General features: G+C 29.6%; 18 protein-coding genes and 1 pseudogene. 18 read left to right on the top strand and 1 reads right to left on the bottom strand.

Annotation, left to right across the window (positions count from 1 at the left end):
- The first annotated feature begins 140 nt into the window (after positions 1 to 140).
- From A500_RS16600 to A500_RS16520, 18 genes and pseudogenes are all read left to right on the top strand, one after another.
- Positions 141 to 1184 carry a sugar-binding transcriptional regulator gene (locus tag A500_RS16600; protein ID WP_016208724.1) on the top strand — a complete coding sequence of 348 codons (1044 nt, stop codon included), beginning with the start codon at positions 141 to 143 and terminating at the stop codon, positions 1182 to 1184.
- A gap of 45 nt (positions 1185 to 1229) precedes the next feature.
- Positions 1230 to 2228, top strand: coding sequence for a type I glyceraldehyde-3-phosphate dehydrogenase (gene gap, locus A500_RS16595; protein ID WP_016208723.1), 999 nt, complete (start codon positions 1230 to 1232; stop codon positions 2226 to 2228).
- A 153-nt stretch (positions 2229 to 2381) separates the two neighbouring features.
- On the top strand, positions 2382 to 3560 hold the full coding sequence (locus A500_RS16590) for a phosphoglycerate kinase (RefSeq protein WP_016208722.1): 1179 nt from the start codon (positions 2382 to 2384) through the stop codon (positions 3558 to 3560).
- A gap of 258 nt (positions 3561 to 3818) precedes the next feature.
- Positions 3819 to 4565, top strand: a complete 747-nt coding sequence (tpiA, locus tag A500_RS16585) for a triose-phosphate isomerase (protein ID WP_016208721.1) — start codon at positions 3819 to 3821, stop codon at positions 4563 to 4565.
- A 381-nt stretch (positions 4566 to 4946) separates the two neighbouring features.
- Positions 4947 to 6473: a 2,3-bisphosphoglycerate-independent phosphoglycerate mutase gene (gpmI, locus tag A500_RS16580; RefSeq protein WP_016208720.1), complete on the top strand. Its 1527-nt coding sequence runs from the start codon at positions 4947 to 4949 to the stop codon at positions 6471 to 6473.
- Between the two features lie 213 nt (positions 6474 to 6686).
- Positions 6687 to 7463 carry an SGNH/GDSL hydrolase family protein gene (locus A500_RS16575; protein ID WP_016208719.1) on the top strand — a complete coding sequence of 259 codons (777 nt, stop codon included), beginning with the start codon at positions 6687 to 6689 and terminating at the stop codon, positions 7461 to 7463.
- 155 nt (positions 7464 to 7618) lie between these two features.
- Positions 7619 to 7807, top strand: coding sequence for a hypothetical protein (locus A500_RS21465; RefSeq protein ID WP_016208718.1), 189 nt, complete (start codon positions 7619 to 7621; stop codon positions 7805 to 7807).
- 15 nt (positions 7808 to 7822) lie between these two features.
- Positions 7823 to 8905 carry an SGNH/GDSL hydrolase family protein gene (locus tag A500_RS16570; protein WP_016208717.1) on the top strand — a complete coding sequence of 361 codons (1083 nt, stop codon included), beginning with the start codon at positions 7823 to 7825 and terminating at the stop codon, positions 8903 to 8905.
- Between the two features lie 156 nt (positions 8906 to 9061).
- Positions 9062 to 10081, top strand: a complete 1020-nt coding sequence (locus A500_RS16565) for a glycoside hydrolase family 130 protein (protein ID WP_016208716.1) — start codon at positions 9062 to 9064, stop codon at positions 10079 to 10081.
- Positions 10082 to 10288: 207 nt separating this feature from the next.
- Positions 10289 to 11227: a type I phosphomannose isomerase catalytic subunit gene (locus tag A500_RS16560; RefSeq protein WP_016208715.1), complete on the top strand. Its 939-nt coding sequence runs from the start codon at positions 10289 to 10291 to the stop codon at positions 11225 to 11227.
- A 126-nt stretch (positions 11228 to 11353) separates the two neighbouring features.
- A pseudogene (locus A500_RS16555) lies at positions 11354 to 13538 on the top strand (alpha-galactosidase).
- Positions 13539 to 13875: 337 nt separating this feature from the next.
- A complete protein-coding gene (locus tag A500_RS16550) occupies positions 13876 to 15768 on the top strand; it encodes an ABC transporter substrate-binding protein (protein ID WP_016208714.1) in 1893 nt (630 codons plus the stop codon).
- Positions 15769 to 15839: 71 nt separating this feature from the next.
- Positions 15840 to 16814 (top strand): ABC transporter permease, encoded by a 975-nt coding sequence (locus A500_RS16545; protein WP_016208713.1) that lies wholly within the window; start codon positions 15840 to 15842, stop codon positions 16812 to 16814.
- Positions 16815 to 16817: 3 nt separating this feature from the next.
- Positions 16818 to 17729: an ABC transporter permease gene (locus A500_RS16540; protein ID WP_016208712.1), complete on the top strand. Its 912-nt coding sequence runs from the start codon at positions 16818 to 16820 to the stop codon at positions 17727 to 17729.
- A gap of 11 nt (positions 17730 to 17740) precedes the next feature.
- The gene (locus A500_RS16535) at positions 17741 to 18760 is read left to right on the top strand and encodes an ABC transporter ATP-binding protein (protein WP_016208711.1); all 1020 of its coding nucleotides are present in this window, start codon (positions 17741 to 17743) and stop codon (positions 18758 to 18760) included.
- A 1-nt stretch (position 18761) separates the two neighbouring features.
- Positions 18762 to 19772, top strand: coding sequence for an ABC transporter ATP-binding protein (locus tag A500_RS16530; protein ID WP_016208710.1), 1011 nt, complete (start codon positions 18762 to 18764; stop codon positions 19770 to 19772).
- Complete coding sequence (locus tag A500_RS16525; protein WP_016208709.1) at positions 19718 to 19972, top strand: hypothetical protein; 255 nt, start codon at positions 19718 to 19720, stop codon at positions 19970 to 19972. The genes A500_RS16530 and A500_RS16525 overlap by 55 nt, the downstream gene beginning before the upstream one ends.
- A gap of 37 nt (positions 19973 to 20009) precedes the next feature.
- The gene (locus tag A500_RS16520; protein WP_016208708.1) at positions 20010 to 20201 is read left to right on the top strand and encodes a hypothetical protein; all 192 of its coding nucleotides are present in this window, start codon (positions 20010 to 20012) and stop codon (positions 20199 to 20201) included.
- A 61-nt stretch (positions 20202 to 20262) separates the two neighbouring features.
- Here the strand turns inward: A500_RS16520 and A500_RS16515 are convergent, their stop codons facing one another.
- Entirely contained in the window at positions 20263 to 22044 is a 1782-nt protein-coding gene (locus A500_RS16515; RefSeq protein ID WP_040437067.1) for a sensor histidine kinase, read from the bottom strand.
- Positions 22045 to 22062 lie beyond the last annotated feature (18 nt).

The following is a 22062-nucleotide window of genomic DNA, read 5'->3' as shown; positions in this document are numbered from 1 at the left end:
TATAAGAAAAGGACATAATGCTAAAAAAATGTAAAACTTTAAAGAAAGTACTTTTAAAATTCATAGAAGTGTTTTATAATAATAAATGTGGGACATATATATTATATGTGGGACCTTTTTAGGCCAAAGGAGGGTTGGAAGTGCAGGAAATATTGTCTTTACAGAAAAAAATAGTTCCTGAACTTGTAGAAGTCCTAGAAAAAAGATACAATATTCTAAGGACTATATATTACAATCAGCCTATCGGAAGACGTGTTTTAGCAAATCAGTTGGATCTTGGAGAAAGAATAGTAAGAACTGAAATAAGTTTTTTAAAATCACAAAACTTAATAGAAATTAATACTCCAGGAATGACAGTAACTGAAGAGGGACAAGAAGTAGTTGATAAGCTAAAGGATTTTATACATGAAATTAAAGGCTTATCAGATATAGAAGAAAACATAAAGTCCTTCCTAGGGTTAAGAGAAGTAATAATCGTTCCAGGGGATGCAGAAACAAATGATATAATTTTAAAAGAAATTGGTAAAGCTACAGCTAATTATTTAAAGTCTATTATAAAAGATAATAATATAATAGCTATTACTGGTGGAAATACTATTAAAGAATTTGTAGAAGCGTTACCTAAAATAAATAATGTTTCAAATACCCTCGTAGTTCCAGCAAGAGGAGGTATGGGGAGAAAAGTTGAAATACAAGCAAGTACACTAGCGGCATCATTAGCTAAAAAGTTAAATGGCTCTTATAAATTACTTCATCTCCCAGAAAATCTTAGTCTAGAGCTTTTAGATACATTACTAAAAGAAAGAGAAATTAAAGAAGTTATAGATAATATTCATAAAGCGAATATATTGATTTATGGTATTGGAGATGCTTTAGTTATGGCTGAGAAAAGAGATGTTTCAGAAGAAGAGTTTAATAAACTAAAATCTCTTGGAGCTGTTGGCGAAGCATTTGGGTGTTATTTTAATAAAGATTCCAAAGTAGTTTCAGAAAATACTTCAATTGGAATAAATATTAATGAAGCAAGAAAAATTAACACACATATTGCAGTAGCAGCTGGGGAAAATAAAGTTGATGCTATTATTGCAACAATGATGAAAAATCATAATGCAGTATTAGTAACAGATGAAGCAGCAGGTAGAAAAATTGTAGAATTTATTAAGGAACATACTAAACAAGCTTAAAATTTTAAAAATTTTAAATATAACTATTTTAGGAGGTAATTGCAAATGGTAAATGTAGCAATTAATGGTTTTGGAAGAATAGGAAGATTAGCATTAAGATTAATGATTGAAAACCCAGAATTTAACGTGGTAGCAATCAACGATTTAACTGATGCTAAAACTTTAGCTCACTTATTTAAATATGACTCTTCACAAGGAAGATTCAACGGTGAAATAGAAGTTAAAGAAGGAGCTTTCGTTGTTAACGGAAAAGAAATCAAAGTTACAGCTGAAAGAAACCCTCAAGACTTACCATGGAAAGAATTAAATGTTGATGTAGTTTTAGAGTGTACTGGATTCTTCACTTCTCAAGAAAAAGCTGGTTTACACTTACAAGCTGGTGCTAAGAAAGTTGTTATTTCAGCACCTGCAACTGGAGACATCAAGACTGTTGTTTACAACGTAAATAATGATATATTAGATGGAACTGAAACAGTTATTTCAGGTGCTTCATGTACTACAAACTGCTTAGCTCCAATGGCTAAAGTATTAAATGACAAATTCGGTGTTCAAAAAGGATTTATGACTACAATCCATGCTTACACTAACGATCAAAATACTTTAGATGGTCCTCACGGAAAGAATGACTTAAGAAGAGGTAGAGCTGCTGCTGCAAACATCGTTCCTAACTCAACTGGAGCTGCTAAAGCAATTGGTTTAGTTATTCCAGCATTAAAAGGAAAATTAGATGGTGGTGCTCAAAGAGTTCCAGTTGTTACTGGTTCATTAACTGAATTAGTAGTAACTTTAGATAAGAAAGTAACTGTAGAAGAAATTAACGCTGCTATGGCTGCTGCTGCTAACGAATCATTTGGTTACACTGAAGATGAAATAGTTTCATCAGACGTAATCGGAATCACTTATGGTTCATTATTTGATGCAACTCAAACAAAAGTTATGTCAGTTGGTGAAGATCAATTAGTTAAAGTTGCTGCTTGGTACGACAATGAAATGTCATACACTAACCAATTAATAAGAACTTTAAAATACTTCGTAACTAGATAATTAAATAGTTAAGTATAAAGTTAAACATTAAGTGTTGGTCTGGTTTTATAGAAAATCTATGAGGCCAGACCAATTTTAAATTAAACATATATTAAAGATTTTATTATTTAGTAATGAATAATTTCATTAAAATAAATTTAAGAGGTGAAATAAATGAGTTTTAATAAAAAAACTATAGAAGACATAGAAGTTAAAGGCAAAAAAGTTCTAGTAAGATGTGATTTCAATGTACCATTAAAAGATGGAGTTATAACAGACGAAAACAGATTAAATGGTGCACTACCAACAATCAAATATTTAGTTAACAATGGAGCAAGAGTTATACTTTGCTCACATTTAGGAAAAGATGCATCAAAGTCATTAGCTCCAGTTGCTAAGAGATTAAGCGAGATGTTAGACAAAGAAGTAGTTTTTGCAAGAGATGAAGAAGTTGTAGGCGCAAATGCTAGAGCTGCTGTTGCAGAAATGAAAGATGGAGATGTTGTATTATTAGAAAATACAAGATGTAGAAAAGAAGAAACTAAGAACGTTGAAGAATTCTCAAAAGAATTAGCTTCATTAGCTGACATATTTGTAAATGATGCATTTGGTACAGCTCACAGAGCTCACTGTTCAACAGTTGGAGTTACTGAATTCTTAGATACAGCTGTATGTGGATACTTAATTCAAAAAGAATTAAAATTCCTAGGTGAAGCAGTAAACAATCCAGTTAGACCATTTGTTGCTATATTAGGTGGAGCTAAAGTTTCAGATAAGATAGCTGTTATAAACAACTTATTAGAAAAAGTTGATACATTAATAATTGGTGGTGGAATGGCTTATACATTCTTAAAAGCTCAAGGATACGAAGTAGGATCATCATTAGTAGAAGCTGATAGAGTTGAATATGCTAAGGAAATGATTGAAAAGGCAGCAGCAAAAGGAGTTAAATTCTTATTACCAGTTGACCACAGAGTTGCTGCAGAATTCAAAGATGTTGAACCAGTAGTTACAGAAGATCAAAATATTCCAGCAGGAAGCATGGGATTAGATATCGGACCAAAGACAGAAACTTTATATGCAGATGCAATTAAAGATGCTAAAACAGTTATATGGAACGGACCAATGGGAGTATTCGAATTCGAAAACTTTAACAAAGGAACAATTGCAGTTGCTAAAGCTATGGCAGATGCAGATGCTACAACAGTTATTGGTGGAGGAGACTCAGCTGCAGCTGTTAATATCTTAGGATTTGGAGATAAAATGACTCACATCTCAACAGGTGGTGGAGCTTCTCTAGAATTCTTAGAAGGAAAAGCATTACCAGGAATAGAAGCGCTAAATAATAAATAAAACGAGTTTAGTTATTAAAAGTGAAGAATGAAAAAGTGAAAATTATAGTTAAAAGTTATACTTTCAACTATAAATGAGAGTGTTGAGGAAATAATCCAGTGAACTGGATTAAGAAAATAAAAAAATATTTATAATTCTACTTAAGTCAAATTATAAATTGAATTTAATTTTAATTATTCAGCTTCGGTGAATAATTACCTTAATTTTTTCATTCTTTCACTCCTTCATTATTCAAATTAAATATAAGAGGTGATTTAAATGAGAAAAGCAATAATAGCAGGAAACTGGAAGATGCATTATACTCCAGCTGAAGCTGTAAAAGTTATAGAAGAATTAAAACCATTAGTAAAAGATGCTACATGTGAAGTAGTAGTATGCCCTACTTTTGTTTGTTTAGATGCTGTATTAAAAGCAGTAGAAGGATCAAACATTAAGGTTGCTGCTCAAAACATGCATTTTGAAGAAAAAGGAGCTTTCACAGGAGAAGTTGCTCCAGGAATGTTAGAAGCTATGGGGGTTAGCTATGTTGTTTTAGGACATAGTGAAAGAAGAGAATACTTCAATGAAACTGATGAAGCTTTAAACAAGAAAGTTAAAGCTGCATTTGCTCATAACTTAATTCCAATTCTTTGTTGTGGAGAATCTTTAGAACAAAGAGAAAATGGAACAACTAACGAAGTTGTTGGAGCTCAAATTAAAGCAGATTTAGATAGTTTATCAAATGAATTAGCTGAAAAGGTAGTTATTGCATACGAACCAATTTGGGCAATAGGAACAGGTAAGACTGCAACAAACGAACAAGCTAACGAAACAATAATGGCAATAAGAAATGTTGTTGCTGAAATGTTTGGAAAAGAAGTAGCAGATAAAGTTAGAATTCAATATGGTGGATCAGTTAAGCCAAACACAATTAAAGATCAAATGGCTATGTCCGATATAGATGGTGCTTTAGTTGGAGGCGCTAGCTTAGTAGCAGCTGATTTCTCACAAATAGTTAATTATTAATACTAGTTTTTGAAAGAGCTATGTAAAAATTGTACCTCTAATCTTTTAATATAAGGTTAGAGGTACTTTTATAGAGAAACATTAGCTGCTTCTTTGATATAATATGGATTTATAGAGTTTCCAAGTAATCTTGAGATTGATGGAAAGAATATGTTTTGTATTGTACTACTAAAAAAGTCATATTTTAGCACTTTCAAAGAAAAAAATCAAAAATTCTAAAATATTCTTTTTAAGGATTAAAATAATTTGTTGCAAAGGTTTACCTCATAAGTGCTTTTATTGTTTAAAGTCACTAATTATAGTATAATATAGATATAAATTAAGAAAGATAATACTAAAATATTGTCAAATATAGATTTTGATAAAAATTTGGAGGGAATTATGGCGAAGAAACCTGTAATGTTAATGATATTAGATGGATTTGGAATAGCTCCAAAATCAGATGGAAATGCTGTAGAAGCAGCTAAAAAACCAAACTTTGATAGATTAATTGGAAAATATCCACATACTCAATTACAAGCAAGTGGATTATATGTTGGACTACCAGATGGACAAATGGGTAACTCAGAAGTTGGACATTTAAATATAGGTGCAGGAAGAATTATATACCAAGAATTAACAAGAATAACAAAAGAAATTAAGGAAGGTGGATTCTTCAAGAATGATGCATTAACTCTTGCAGTTAATAATGCAAAAGAAAAAAATTCAGCACTTCACTTAATGGGCCTATTATCAGATGGTGGTGTTCACTCACATATAGATCACGTAAAAGGATTATTAAGACTAGCTAAAGACGCTGGATTAAAAAAAGTATATGTACATTGCTTCATGGATGGAAGAGACGTTCCACCATCATCAGGAAAAGATTTCGTAGTAGAGCTTGAAAATTACATGAATGAAATTGGAGTAGGTAAAATTGCTACTGTTTCAGGAAGATATTATGCAATGGATAGAGATAACAGATGGGAAAGAGTAGAACTTGCATATAATGCAATGGTACTTGGTAGAGGTGAAATTGCAACTTCAGCAGTAGAAGCAATGGAAAAATCATATCATGATAATAAAACAGATGAGTTTGTATTACCAGCTGTTGTAGATTCAAATGGAATGATTAAAAATGGAGACTCAGTAATATTCTTTAACTTTAGACCAGATAGAGCTAGAGAAATAACTAGAGCTATAAACGATAAAGAGTTTGCAGGATTTAAGAGAGAAACTTTAAACTTAACATTTGTAACAATGACTCAATACGATAAGACTTTAGAGGGCGTTAATGTTGCATATAGACCAGAAAGCATAAATAATACTTTAGGAGAATATGTATCAAGCAAGGGATTAAATCAATTAAGAATTGCTGAAACAGAAAAATATGCCCATGTTACATTCTTCTTTAATGGTGGAGTTGAAAAAGAAAATCCAGGTGAAGATAGAGCTCTTATAGCATCACCAAAAGTTGCAACTTATGATTTAAAACCAGAAATGAGTGCTTATGAAGTAACAGAAGAATTAATTAATAGAATTAATGAAGATAAGTATGATATGATTATACTTAATTTTGCTAACCCAGATATGGTTGGACATACAGGAGTAATGGAAGCTGCAGTTAAGGCTATAGAAACTGTTGATGGATGCCTAGGTAAGCTTGCAGATAAAATTTTAGAAAAAGACGGAACTTTATTTGTAACTGCAGACCATGGTAATGCAGAAATAATGATTGATTTCTCAACAGGAAACCCATTCACAGCTCATACAACTGACCCAGTTCCATTTATATGGGTATCAAATAGAACTGAAGGTAGAAGCTTAAAAGAAGGAAAACTTGCTGATATAGCTCCTACAATGTTAAATGAAATGGGATTAGATAAACCAGCTGAAATGACTGGAGAATGTTTAATAGTAAACAACTAATTGTTATAGAAGCGTAGCTTAAGGGCTACGCTTTTTTTTATTGCTAAAAGAGTATAAAAATTTGAAAATTATAAGTAAGCATTTTTTCAGATTTATAGTAGATTTATATGAATAAAATTAACTTCTATATATCTTTGTCTAGATAAGATATATATTTTATTTATAATTAAAAACTTTAACTATTTAAGATTAGTGTTTTATGGAGGTTTTAATATGGAATATTTAATTACAGAAGAAATGATAAAGAATTCCTTAGTTAGTAGTGGAGATATATCAAGAATTGCTGAGGTAATTAAAAAGGCGAAAAGTGGACAAGATATAACAGTAGCTTTTTTAGGTGGATCTATAACTCAGGGATGTAATGCAACTAAGCAAGAAGACTGTTATGCAAGTAGAACTTATTTATGGTTTAAGAATACATTTAGCGATGTAAATGTTAGGTATATAAATGCAGGGGTTGGAGCTACAGGATCAATTATAGGAGTTCATAGAGTTGAAAAACAGGTATTATCTCATAATCCAGATATAGTATTTATTGATTTTGCTGTAAACGATAAAAATACTATTTATGATAAGGTAGCTTATGAAAGTTTAATAAGAAGAATATTATCAGCAGAAAAGCCTATAGCTATAATAGAAATATTTATGAGTAATTTTGATTGTAGTAATGTTCAAGAGCAACAAATAGAAATTGGAAATAAGTACAACATTCCAATGATAAGTTTTAGAAATACTGTAAAAGCAGAAATAGAAAAAGGGAATTTAAAGTGGGAAGATGTGGCTACTGATGAAGTACATCCAAATGATTATGGACATTTTATAATATCAGAGATATTAATTGATTTTATAAAGAACATATTAAATAACATAAATAAATTTGAGGATACTGAAGCATTGACTAGAGAAATAGAATCTGAAAATTCAATATTTGGTGAAGATTATATTAATGGAATAATAAGAAATAATAGAAATTTAGAAGTTAAAAAATAGAAGGATTTATTAAAGATAATGTAGGATTTCAAGTATTTACTGAAGGGTGGAAATGTTGTTTAGAAAAAGGGGACAAAGCTTCTTTAGAGGTAGATATTAAAGGAAAGAATATATTTATATTATATAGAAAATTAGTTGAAGAAACAGCAGGAAAAATGGAAGTAATAGTAGATGAAAATGAGCCAGTTATAATAGATACTTTTTTTGAAAATGGATGGGGAGACTATTCAGCAACAGAGTTATTAGTTGAATCTAAAAATATATCTAATCACAATATTAAAATAAATGTAATTAACGAAGAAAAATCATCAGAAATATATATATTGGGATTATTAGTATCCTAGGGAATGAGGTTAAGTATGTACTTAGAAGAATTAGATAGGAAGAATTACGAATTTATAGAGGCTGATAACTCTAATTATCAATATAGTGGGAGAATTGATTTTGAAAATCCAAAGACTCCAACTATTATTTATGCTGGAAGCATGATAAGGATTAAATTTAGAGGAACAAGTTTAAAGATTGCTATAAAAAATTATCATAACCATTATGAAAATGCTATTGGATTTATTATTGATAATGAAATAAAAGGGAAGGCAATAATAGAAGAACATAACAAAGATATAATTATTGATATTGCTGAAGGTTTAGATGACAGATTACATGAATTAACTTTATATAAAAGGTCTGATTCAGCTCATTATTTTGATTTTCATGGAATTATAATAGATAAGGATTGCTATACTGAAGCACAAGAATTAAAAAGTAATAGAAGAATTGAGTGTTTTGGTGATTCTGTTTCAGCAGGAGAAGTTTCTGAGGCAATAGATTATGTAGGTAAAGTAGATCCAGAAGAACATGAAGGAATTTACTCTAATTCATGGTATTCATATTCAATGATAACAGCAAGAAATTTAGAGGCAGATATTAATAATAATGCTCAAGGTGGAATTGCAGTGATGGATGGAACAGGTTACTTTAATCCATCAAGGGGTTATTTAGGGTTGGAATCGACTTATGATAAATTAAGATATAATCCAGAGCTTGGTAGATGTAATAAATGGGATTTTTCTAGATACACACCACATGTAGTTATAATGGCTTTAGGGCAAAATGATGCGCATCCTGAAAATTATATAGATGAAGATAAAGAGAGAAGAAGTATATGGAAGTTTAAATATGCTGATATAATAAGAAACTTAAGAAGTAAGTATCCCAAGGCGTTATTTATAGTTATAACAACTATTTTAGGTCATAGTAAGGGATGGGATGATGCTCTTGATGAAATGGTAAGCGATTTAAATGATAAAAAGATAGTTAGATATAAGTTTAAAAGAAATGGATGTGGAACTCCAGGTCATATAAGAATTCCAGAAGCTGAGGAAATGGCAACCGAATTAACTACATTTATAGAATCCTTCGGAGAGGATATTTGGGAATAATATATTATTAAATATAGCATTATTACAGAAATATAAACAATAATAAAGTATAAATAGCTTAATTATAGAAATTAAAATTAATAAATAGTAGATTAAGTATGTAATTGTTAACAAGTTTATATTTATCTTAAGTATATGAAAATTAGGAGGGCTCTTATGGAAAATGTAAGAATATTGGGAGAAAAAAATAATAATATACCTTGGCAAGATAAGCCACAAGGATTTGACGGAGTAGTATGGAGACATGATGGTAATCCGATTATAAAATGGAATCCTACAAAGAAATCGGCGAGAATATTTAACAGTGCAGTATTACCTTGCGAAGATGGGTTTATCGGAATATTTAGAGCAGACCATAAAAATGGTAAGCCACAGTTACATGTTGGTAGAAGTAAAGATGGACTAGCTTGGCAGATTGAGGATGAGGAAATTCATTGGAAAGATGAAAATGGAAATGATTATCAACCGAATTATTCTTATGATCCAAGATTAGTCAAAATTGAAGATACTTATTATATTGTTTGGTGTGCTGAATTTGGTGGAGCATCACTTGGACTTGGAACTACAAAAGATTTTAAAGAATTTGTTAGACTTGAAAATCCATTTATTCCATTTAATAGAAATGGAGTATTGTTTCCAAGAAAGATTAATGGAAAGTATATGCTTTTAAGTAGACCGAGTGATAGTGGACATACTCCATTTGGAGATATATTCTTAAGCGAAAGTCCAGATTTAGTTCACTGGGGAAGACATAGAAGAGTTATGAGTAAAGGTGGCTCAGGCTGGTGGCAAGGAACTAAAATTGGTGGAGGAGCAACTCCAATAGAAACATCAGAAGGATGGTTGCTATTTTATCATGGTGTATCTGGCACATGTAATGGATTTGTATATAGTATGGGAGCTGCTATCTTAGATAAGGAAAATCCAGCAAAAGTTTTATATAGAACAAGAGATTACCTATTAACTCCAGAAAAAGATTATGAAACAACAGGATTTGTTCCAAATGTAGCATTTCCTTGTGCAACACTACAAGATGCAGAAACAGGAAGAATAGCTATTTACTATGGTGCAGCAGATACATATGTTGCAGTAGCATATGCACAAGTAGATGAATTGGTTAAATATATAAAAGAAAATTCTGAATTAGTGCACGGTGACGATATAGAATTTAGATAAAATTATAACTTTATTTAAGTTATTGAAATATATAATTGGTTATTTAAGACTTTCAATACTTGGATTATGACAATATTATAGGTATAAAAGTCAACTTTAAGCTACATTTCTAGCTAATAATTCGCATTGATGTGGAGTCGTGTAATTAAGAGCGAAATGTAGCTTTCCCATTATATTTTAAATACGCAATATAAGGAGGAGAAACTAATGTATCCAATTAGATTTAAAAATTTATATTATGAAAAAATATGGGGCGGTAGAGATTTTGAGGTCTTTAGAGATAATATGCCAGCAGGAGAAATAGGAGAAACATGGGATATCGCATGTCATCCAAATGGAATAGGAACAGTTGAAAATGGAGAATTGAAAGGAATAAAATTTGACGTTTTAATAAGTAAATATGGGCATGACCTTGTTGGGAAAAAAGTGACTCTTGAAAAGTTCCCACTTTTAATAAAGCTTATAAACTCAAAAGAAAAGTTATCAGTACAAGTTCATCCTGGAGATGAATATGCTGCAAAATATGAAGGGGACTATGGTAAAACAGAAGCTTGGTATGTAATGGATGCAAAGCCAGGTGCAGCTTTAATTGTAGGAACAAAAAACTGTACTAAAGAAGAGTTTGAAGACTCTATAAAAAATAATAATGTAGAAGCTTGCTTAAATAAAATAGAAGTTAAAAAAGGAGATTGCTTTTTAATAAAAAGTGGATTAGTTCACGCTATATGTGAAGGAGTTGTAATTGCAGAAATTCAACAAAATAGTGATGTAACATATAGAGTATACGACTATGGAAGACCAAGAGAAATTCATGTACAAAAAGCATTAGATGTTATAAATTTTGATCTTCAATGTGAAAATTTAAGTAAAAATGAAGAAGTAAAGCATGATGGATATAGTCATAGTTTACTATGTAAAAATGAATATTTTCGAATAGAAAAAATAATTATCACTTCAGAATACAAAGATGCAAGTAATTTAGAGAAATTTTATATGTACACTTGTGTTGAAGGAGAAGGAATAATAGAAGGAAGAAACTTTAAGGAAACTATAAAAATGGGAGATAGCTATTTAATTCCAGCAAATTTAGGAGAGTATTCAATCAAAGGAAACATAATAGTTCTAAAAAGTTATCCTGTAGTATAAAATACTAGAATTTAATAGGTCTAAGGTATATAGAAAAAATAATAATGTAAATTTATAAGAAGCATTATTTAATTGATTACAAAGAAATACTAAATATAAAAATATCATGATGGAGGAGGAATTATTATGGGGATAAAATTTATAGAGAAATATAATGTATTTAAGCTTGATGCTAAAGATACATCATACATTATGGCTATAGTAGATGAAGAAAAGTTTTTAGGACATGTTTATTTTGGAAAGAAAGTAATAGATGAAAATATAAATTACTTAATGAGCTTGAGGAACCGCCATATTATCCAACTAAAAATAATAGGGATAGAGTATCTTTTTATGATAGTTTTCCAATGGAGTATTCTACACATGGAATAGGTGATTTTAGAGAATCATCAATACAAGTTAAAGATAAAAATGGGCATTCACAAGTAAAACTTGAATATAAATCACATGAAATATATAAAGGCAAAAGAGGACTTAAAGGATTACCGTCTACTTATGGAAATGATAATGAATGTACAACACTTGAAGTAACATGTATAGATAAATACTTAAACTTAGAAGTTATTCTTGTTTATACAGTATTTGAAGAATTAGATGCTATTACAAGAAGTGTTAGAATTAAAAATTCCAGTGAAGATAAAATCACTTTAACTAAGGTTTTATCAACTTGTGTTGAGTTTGAAGGAATTGATTATGATATGATATCACTTCATGGATCTTGGGCTAGAGAAAGGCATATTCAAAGAAAAAAATAGGATATGGAAAACAAGCGGTATCAACTATAAGAGGAGAGTCAAGTCATCAAGATAATCCATTTATAGCATTGCTAGATAACAAAGCTAACGATGATTATGGAAATGTATATGGTTTTAATTTTGTTTATTCAGGAAACTTCTTTTCTCAAGTTGAAGGATGTCAATTTAATACAACAAGATTTGTAATGGGAATAAATTCAACAGATTTTAGTTGGATACTAAATAAAGATGAAGAATTTATTGCACCAGAAGTAGTTATGGTTTATTCAAATGAGGGTATAGGAAAAATGACAAGAACCTTCCATGACTTATATCGTAATCATTTAATAAGGGGAAAATATAAGGATAAAAAAAGACCAATATTAATAAATAACTGGGAAGCTACTTATTTTGATTTTAATACAGATAAATTAATTGATATTGCAAAGGAAGCATCAAAGCTTGGGATTGAAATGTTAGTCATGGATGATGGTTGGTTTGGAAAACGTAATTCTGATAATTCATCCTTAGGAGATTGGTTTGTAAATGAAGATAAAATAAATGGTGGATTAAAACATTTAGTTGATGAAGTAAATAAGCTTGGAATGGAATTTGGAATATGGATTGAACCAGAAATGATATCAGGAGATTCAGAGTTATTTAGAAAGCATCCAGATTGGTGTATTAAAATACAAGGAAGAGAGCCAGCCTTATGTAGGGAACAATATGTATTAGATTTATCGAGAAAAGAAATAGTAGATTATATATATGAAAGTATAAAGAAAATCTTGTCTAGTGCAAATATAACATATGTAAAATGGGATATGAATAGACAGTTAACTGACTTGGGAAGTTATGGATTGGGAGTAGAAAATCAAGGGGAATTAGTACACAGATATGTTTTAGCTGTTTATGATATGATGGATAGATTAACTAAAGATTTTCCATATATTTTACTAGAAAATTGTTCTGGTGGTGGAGCTAGATTTGATCCAGGAATGCTTTATTATAGTCCTCAAATTTGGTGTTCTGATGATACTGATGCTATAGAAAGATTAAAAATTCAGGAAGGTACAGCAATGGTATATCCACTTTCAGCTATAGGAGCTCATGTTAGTGATTGTCCAAATCATACAGTAGGAAGAACAACACCTTTTGAAACAAGAGGATATGTAGCTTTAGCAGGAACATTTGGGTATGAACTTGATGTAACTAAAATTTCTAATGAAGATAGAGAAATGATACCAAAACAAATAGAAATGTACCATAAATATAATGATTTAGTAAGAAGAGGGGAGTATTATAGATTAGAAAGTTTTTCTGAAAACAACTCATTTGATGCTTGGGCAGTGGTATCTAAGGATAAGAGCGAAGTTTTAGTTACTTGTATACAAGTATTTGGCAGACCAAATCATCATAGTAGAAGAATAAAATTAAAAGGATTAATAGAAGATAAATTTTATAAAAATGAAGAAACTGAAGAATTAATATCTGGTGGAGTATTAATGAATGCTGGAATTAATGTGAACTTATATGGAGATAATTCAGGGAAGTTAATTTATTTTAAATTAGTCTAGAGTATTACAGAGAAAGAGCTATAATATAGAATTTAGTAAGTAAGATATAAAGGTTAAAGTAAATTTATTTTAATGAGGCTGATAGTTTAACAGCCTCTATTTTTTAGAAAGCCATAGTAAAGTTCAATATAGGAGGGGGAATAACGGGGAAAAAGGAGTAGTAAGAAAAACAGAGTTTTATAATAAGTATTAATTATAAATAACTAAAAAATAAACAAAATTTAATATATATAGACTATAATTATCCACTCGCTTACGAAACGTTTACACACGATTTTCATGAATGTACACTTAGATTATCAACTAAATAAATTTTAAATTTATACGGGGGAACGTAATGAAAAGTAATAAGTTGAAAACAATTATATCAGTATCTATGGTATTAGTAATGAGTTTAACTTCATTAATTGGTTGTAGTAACTCAAACAAAGATTCTGGGACAAAATCAGAATCAATTTTAGATTCAGTTGTTAGTGTGGAAACAGCATTAACTAATGCTAAGCTTGAAGGTGAAAGGGCTGACGTTAAAGGAACTGAATTAAGTACAATGGTATCATTTACTCCAGCACCAGCAGGGCATGGAAATCCATTAGTTAATGGTGGTCCAGACTGGTCAACAGAACCAATAATATATGATTACTTATGTGATTATAGCTCACAGCCTGAAAAAACATTTAAACCATCATTATTAGAAAGTTATAATTTTGAAAATAAAATTTTAACTTTGAAGCTAAAAGAGGATCTTAAATGGAGTGATGGTAGTGCTATAACAGCAGATGATCTAATGACTACTATATTCATAGATATGACAGTAAATAATATTGCATATTATGCTGAATCTGTAACTAAGGTAGATGATTTAACAGTAGAGATTAAATATATTAAAGATTCAGCTCTATTACTTGATTATATACTAAAAACAGCTTTGAAATATCCAGCATCTGAATATGGAGAATTTGCCAAAGGATATCAAAAAGAATTTGAGAACAGCAGAGAAGTTGATGAAAATGGAAATTATAAATTTACTGAGCAAGGAGATTTAAATGTAGCTGAGGTAACTACAAAAATAAATAATTATTTACCAGATATATTAAGTATAAAGTGTTCAGGAGCATATGTGCCTAAAGTTATTACTTCAGCAGAAACTATATTTGAACAAAATCCATATTATAGGATCCCTCTTTATATAGAAAAAATTAGAGGAATTAGACCAACAAGTACAGAATCTACAGCACTTGCAATAACCAATGGAGATTATGATGCAGAAGGAATGGGATTATCTCCAGATTTAGCTCAAAAGGTAGCAGAAAATAATTCTGATACAATTAGACAAATGGTAGTTCCAGAATTCAGTTCATTAGGATTTACTATGAATACTCAAAAGTATCCAACTAACGATGTTAATGTTAGAAAAGCAATATCATATATAATTGATACAGCTCAAATAGCTCCAGTATCAGAACCAGGAATGGTAAAAGGAGATGAATATGCTTTAGGATTACCACCATCAATAAGAGATAAGTATTTAGATAAAGACTTCTTAAATACATTAGAGAATTATGATGTTAATTTAGAAAAAGCAGCAGAGTATCTTGAAGCAGCAGGATGGACAAAGAAAGGTAATAGCTGGGTTGATGCAGATGGTCAAAGTCCAGAAATTATAGTTGCTGGTGTAGGTGAATATCCAGCATATGTTGTAATGGGAGAAGCTGCAGCAAATATGATGAAAGATTTTGGGTTAAATGCAGTATTTACACCAAAAGAAGCAGCTGCATATAACGACTATGCAACATCTGGTGAAGGGCATATGGTTATAGACGGATTTGCAACAGTAACTAGTACTCAACATCCACACGAAGCATATAACGGAGTTTGGTGGTATGGTAAGAGAGGAATGAATTTAGAATTTCCTGAACAAGGAAAACTAGTTTGGAATAATGAAGAAACTGGAGAAGCCTTTAATTATACAGATAAGTTAACAGCATTATTTGATGCTTCAACAGATGAGGAAATAACAAATATTACAGAAGAATTTGCTCAATTTTATAATGATAATGTATGGTTTATACCTGTAACTGAAAAATATTATGTATATAGAATTCATGATCCTAAACTTTCAATGTCAGAATCACCAACAGGAGAACAATTAAGTGATTTCTATTGGTCAGGTACAACTAGTGCTATTTTAGGAAAGATGTTAAGAGGAGAAGAAATATATTACATTAAGTAATTACAAAGTTAAAGAAATTATTATAGGGCTGTTATTAAACGGCCCTTACTTATAAATAAGAGGTGATTAAAATGAAAAAGTTAGCTACTTGTCTTTTAACCATGTTAGCTTCATTACTATTAATTTTCTTTGTTATACAAGCTATGCCTGGTGACCCAGTAGAAACATTAGCACAAGATTATATAAGAACAGGTCAATTAACTTATGATCAAGCCTATAATAAAGCGAAATTAGCCTTAAATTATGATCCAGATGAACCGATATTAGAAAGATTTGTTTCATATGTTAAGGGAATTGCCACTGGTAATTTAGGACAGTCAATGTCATTTAAGGAATCAGTGACAAAGATAGTTTTAGGAGCATTACCATGGACTTTATTAGTTTGTTCGATATCATTACTCCTATCATTTAGTGTAGGCATAATTCTCGGTATATATGTTGCTTGGAAAAGGAGTAAAATTTTTGATGGAATACTAACAGGATATCAAGCTGTATTAGGATCTATTCCAGACTATATAGTTGCATATTTATTAGTTTTATTATTTTCACTTACTCTTGGTTTATTTCCATCAAAAGGAGCATATAGTTCATCAATAACTCCTGGCTTTAATTTTAAATTTATAATGAACGTATTAAGCCATGCTGCTCTACCAATATTAGCATATTTCTTAACTACATTAGCAGGATGGATAATGGGAATGAAAGCAAACTGTTTATCAGTCCTAGGAGAAGATTATATAAATTATGCTAAGGCAAGAGGGATATCCAACAAACGTATAATATTTAGCTATTTAGGTAGAAATGCAATGCTTCCAATGGTAACAAGTGTTGCAATTTCATTCGGAATGATGTTTGGAGGTTCACCTTTAATAGAAAATTTATTTGTTTATCCAGGAGTTGGTTTTTATTTAACTACAGCTATTTCAAGAAGAGATTATACACTTATGCAAGGTATGTTTTTAATGATAATAGTTATGGTATTACTATCAGGACTTTTTGCAGAGTTCTTAAATACTAGGTTAAATCCAAGGTTAAGGGAGAAATAAATTATGAGTAGTTCATTAAGTTTAAATAATAAAACAAAAATTTTTGAAAAAGATGGATCATTTTTAACTTCATTAAAAGAGTTTTTTCAAGTAATTTGGAGAAATAAAATGGCTAGAGTAGGTTTTTTGATATTAGTATTCTTTTTATTACTAGCTACATTTGGACCTATGATAGTTCCAGATCCAGCATCAAATTATTTAGATAGATTAAAGGCACCTTCAGTAGAGCATTGGTTAGGTACAGATTATGCTGGAAGAGATATATTATCGCTATTTATTAATGGTTCAAGATCAGTTTTATTAGTAGCATTTTATGCAGCTCTATTTTCCATAATATTTGCATGTGGAATAGGTATTACGGCAGGTTTACTTGGAGGGAAAATAGATGAAATATTAATGTTAATAACTAATATAGTATTAACAATGCCAACATTACCAGTAACAATGGTTTTATCTATGGTTATCAATGTTAGTAACGATGTATTATTTGGTTTAGTATTAAGTTTATGGTCTTGGGCAGGGCTTGCAAAAGCTATCAGGTCTCAAGTTCTTGTAATTAGAAATAAAGATTTTATTGAAGCTAGTAGAGTAATGGGAATTAGTACAGTGAATATTATATTAAAAGATATAGTACCGAATATAACTTCCTTTATAGCCATTAACTTTATTTCTATAATGAAGGGTGCCATAATGACATCAGTTTCTTTAATGGTTTTAGGATTAGTTCCATTCCAAGGTAGTCACTGGGGAATGATGATACAAATGGCAATGTCACAATCAGCAGTTTTATATGGAGGTCTTGGACCAATAGTTTATTTTATGACACCAATAATGGGAATTGTATTATTCCAATTAGGATGCTATTTCTTTGCAAATGGCTTAGATGAAGCTATGAATCCAAGGCTACGCAAATAGGAGGATATATTATGAAGCCATTAATAGAAGTAAAAAATATTACAATAGAATTCTTTTTAAAGAATGGGAATTTGAAAGCATGTGATAATGTTTCGTTTACAATATATAAAAATGAGGTAGTGGGAATAATAGGAGAAAGTGGTAGTGGTAAATCCACTCTTGCTGCTGGAATATTAAATCTTGTACAATCTCCAGGAAAGATAACATCAGGGGAAGTTTATTACTATGATGATAATGACAATAAGATTAATTTATTAGATTTGAATGTTAATGAGTTTAATGAATATAGGTGGATGGAGATAGCTACTGTGTTCCAAGCTGCACAAAATGCATTAAATCCAGTGTTGAAAATAAAGGAGCATTTTGTAGAAACTGTATTAGCTCACAATCCAGATATGTCTATGGAAAAAATAATAAATAAAGCAGAAGAGGTATTAAAGTTTGTAAGATTAGATACTAATGTATTAGAATATTATCCACATCAATTAAGTGGTGGTATGAAACAAAGAGTATTAATTGCATTAAGTCTTATATTAGACCCAAAAGTAATTTTATTAGATGAGCCTACGACAGCTCTAGATGTTATAACTCAATGGTATATCTTAGACTTATTAAAGGATATTCATAAAAGATTAGGTGTGACATTAATATTCTTAACTCATGATATTTCTGTTATATCAGGAATAATAAATAGAATTGCTGTTATGTATGCTGGTGAATTAGTTGAATATGGAGATGTTACTGAAGTATTTAGAGACCCATCACATCCATATACGAAGGGATTATTAAATGCAATCCCAACATTAAATGATGATATTACAAAGCGTAAGGCTATACCAGGAAATCCACCTAACCTTACTCAAGATTTTAAGGTGTGTAAGTTCTCTCCAAGATGCAGTATTTTCTTAGAAGGAAATTGTGAAGCTGATAGGGAGAAAACTAAAGTAATGTATAAAATAAATGATGAGAAATGTACTAGATGTTATACACTAGCAGAACGCCTTGAAATAGTAGGAAAGGAAGGTGCATAAAATGAGCTTATTAAAAATAGAAAACTTAGATATTGAGTTTGATAATAGAGTAAATAAGAAACAAAAAGTTAAGGTTTTATCTAATATTAATTTAGAAGTTGAAGAGGGGGAAATCGTAGCTGTAGTAGGAGAAAGTGGTTGTGGTAAAACCACTTTAGGGAAACTTATAGTTGGAATTCATAAGCAAACAAAAGGAAATATATTATATAAAGGAAAAGAAATAAGCAAATTAAAAAAGGCCGAATTTAAGGAGTATAGATTGGGAGTTCAAATGGTTCATCAAGATTCATTTGCGGCATTAAATCCGAATAGAACAATATTTCAATCCCTATCTATGCCTTTATTACAACATAAGATTGCTAAGAATAAGCAAGAGGCAGAAGAAATATTAAAAGAGTATTTTGCAGAAGTTGGACTAGTTCCACAAGAGCAGTTTTTATATAAGTATCCACATCAATTAAGTGGTGGACAAAGACAAAGAATATTGTTAGCAAGAGCCCTATCTGTTAAGCCTAAGCTAATAGTGGCTGATGAACCAGTATCAATGGTTGATGTATCTTTAAGAATTTCCCTTATAGATTTAATGACAAAGATGAATAAGAAATATAATATATCATTTATTTATATAACTCATGATTTAGCTACTGCTAGATATATAGCTAAGAATGGTAGATTAGTAGTTATGTATCTTGGAAGAGTTATTGAATTAAATAATATATATGATGCTATAGATAATCCTAAGCACCCATACTTCCATGCATTATTAGCTGCTGTACCACAAAGTGTAGGAAAGAGATCAGATGGAGGATCTAAGGAGTTACCATTAAGAACTTTAGATATGCCAAGTATAATTAATCCGCCATCAGGATGTAAGTTCCATACTAGGTGTCCTTATTATACTGAGAAATGTGAAAAAGAAGAGCCAGATTTGGTTGAATATAAAGGAGGCTATGTAGCATGTCATCATGTAGAGAAAATAGAACAAGAAAGATTAAAAAGCAAAGTAATATAGAGTTAAAGTCAATAATTACTTTTGTGAAATTTATTCAATCTATATCATTTGGGATGCTTGGAATCTCAATATTAGGATTAATATTAGTAGGAAAAGATCCAGCAGCACAAGTTCTTTATGTAATGGTAATAATTGTGAACTTAGTCCTCATATTTGGAGGAATGGTACCAATAAGGTATTTAAATAATAAGAGCAAATAATAAATTAATTTATTATATTGGTAAATGGAGGAATTTGATGAAGAATGAAAAAAATGCCCTTGAACTTGCTCTACATCTTTTTAGAATAGGTGAATTAATAAAAGATATGGATGATAAAATTTTAAGGGAAAAAGATGAAGAATTAAAGAGAATTTATATAAATGAAAGAGAAGATATGTATAGTAATCAAATTGATATGATTCATAGATTAAGAGATTTAAATATATAAGTTAGTAAAAAGATGATGTAACTATAAATTATGGTTACATCATCTTTTTTTGTTTTAATATTTACTCTTTAACTATGAATGGTAATGTCAATACCATTGATGTTCCTTTTCCTTCAACACTAAATATCTTAAGGTTATAATTTTCACCATAGTTAAGTTTTAATCTTCTATTTATATTTCTTAATGCAATGCCATTAAAGCTATTATTATTATTATCATTTATATAGTCATTTAATTCTTCTAATTTTTCTTCTGATATTCCAATACCATTATCAGATATAGTTAATAAAAGATTATTATCAACTCTTGTTCCTTGGATTATTATTTTCCCATTTCCACTACATTCACTTAGACCATGATAAATTGCATTTTCAATTAAGGGTTGAATAATCATTTTTGTTATTTCACAGTTTAATAGTTCCTCAGGAATCATATTTTCAATATAGAATAATTGATCAAATCTTATTTTTTGTAGATATATATAATTATCTATAATTTTAATTTCTTCTTTTAAAGTTACAGTGTTAACTCTACGATTCATACTATATCTAATTATTTCACCAAAATATTCTGCCATAATTGATGTCTCCATATCATCATTTATTTCAGCCATCATATGAATAGACTCTAAAGTATTATATATGAAGTGAGGATTTATTTGATTTTGTAATTGCTTAAGCTCCAATTCTTTTTGCTCAATTTGAGTTTTATAGTTAATATTAATAAGATAATTAATATGACTTTTCATTTTGTTATAAGATTTTACTAATACACCTATTTCATCATTTTTATCGTAAATCACCTCTTTATCTAGATTTTCTTCTAAGTTATTAGACTTCATATTTCTAGATAATAGTTCAATAGGATTAAATATTATTTTTGTCACGAAGTAGTAAAGGATAATAGATACAGCTAAGAAAAATATTAAATTTATAATAAAGAACATAGTATATAAAGTGTTTAACCTAAATGCTTCATTTTTAGGTATAGTATTTATAAGTATCCAATTAGAGGAAGGTATGTAGTTAGAGGTTACTATATAACTAGTATCCTTATTAATATACTTAATAATAGGGTTAGTATCTGTAGTAATAAGATTATCGTTTATATAAGTACTATTTAGCAATAGATCTCCATCAGTTTGAGTTATTAATTCTCCAGTTGAATCATAAAGTGAAAGAACTTGATTGTTGAAGATTATACTGTTATTTAGTAGACTTAAAAAATTATCTACAGGTATTGTCACCATTAATAAACCTGTTATCTGATTTGAACTCATATCTATAATTTTTCTAGTTAATACAAATAAATTTTCATCATTAGATGAAGGATTATCAAATATACTTTTAGGATTAATATTATTAAATATAGAAGTGGAGTCATCTGAATCTATACTTTTTATGAACCATTCTGATAATGTTGGATTTATTAGTACATCATTAGAACTATTTCTATTAGTAAAAACACCACGGCCCTTTAAGTCGTAAATATATGCTCCGTTAATTGAATCATTTTGAATTAATATCATTTCACAAAGATATTTTAAATAGTTATAATTATTTATTTCATAGTTTTCATTTGTTTTTAATATATTATGTAATTTATCTATCTCAGGTATAAGAAGTGGATATTTAGATATATCTAAAATAGTATTGATTTTTTCAGTTATTTGCTGACTTAAACTAGTATTAGAATTTTTAATAAGTTTCTCTGTTTTGTTAAATTCATATCTTGAATAAAAGTAAAAATTTAATGAAGTTAATAATATGAAAATTAAATAAATTATTGTGAATATATATATTGTTAATTTTTTTATAGATAAATCTTTGCTAATAATTCTCATGTATCCCCCAATTATAAC

The organism is Clostridium sartagoforme AAU1, from assembly GCF_000401215.1.
Taxonomy (GTDB): domain Bacteria; phylum Bacillota; class Clostridia; order Clostridiales; family Clostridiaceae; genus Clostridium; species Clostridium sartagoforme.
Note: the sequence above shows the minus strand (reverse complement) of the source record. Positions and strands in the feature narration are given on the sequence as shown.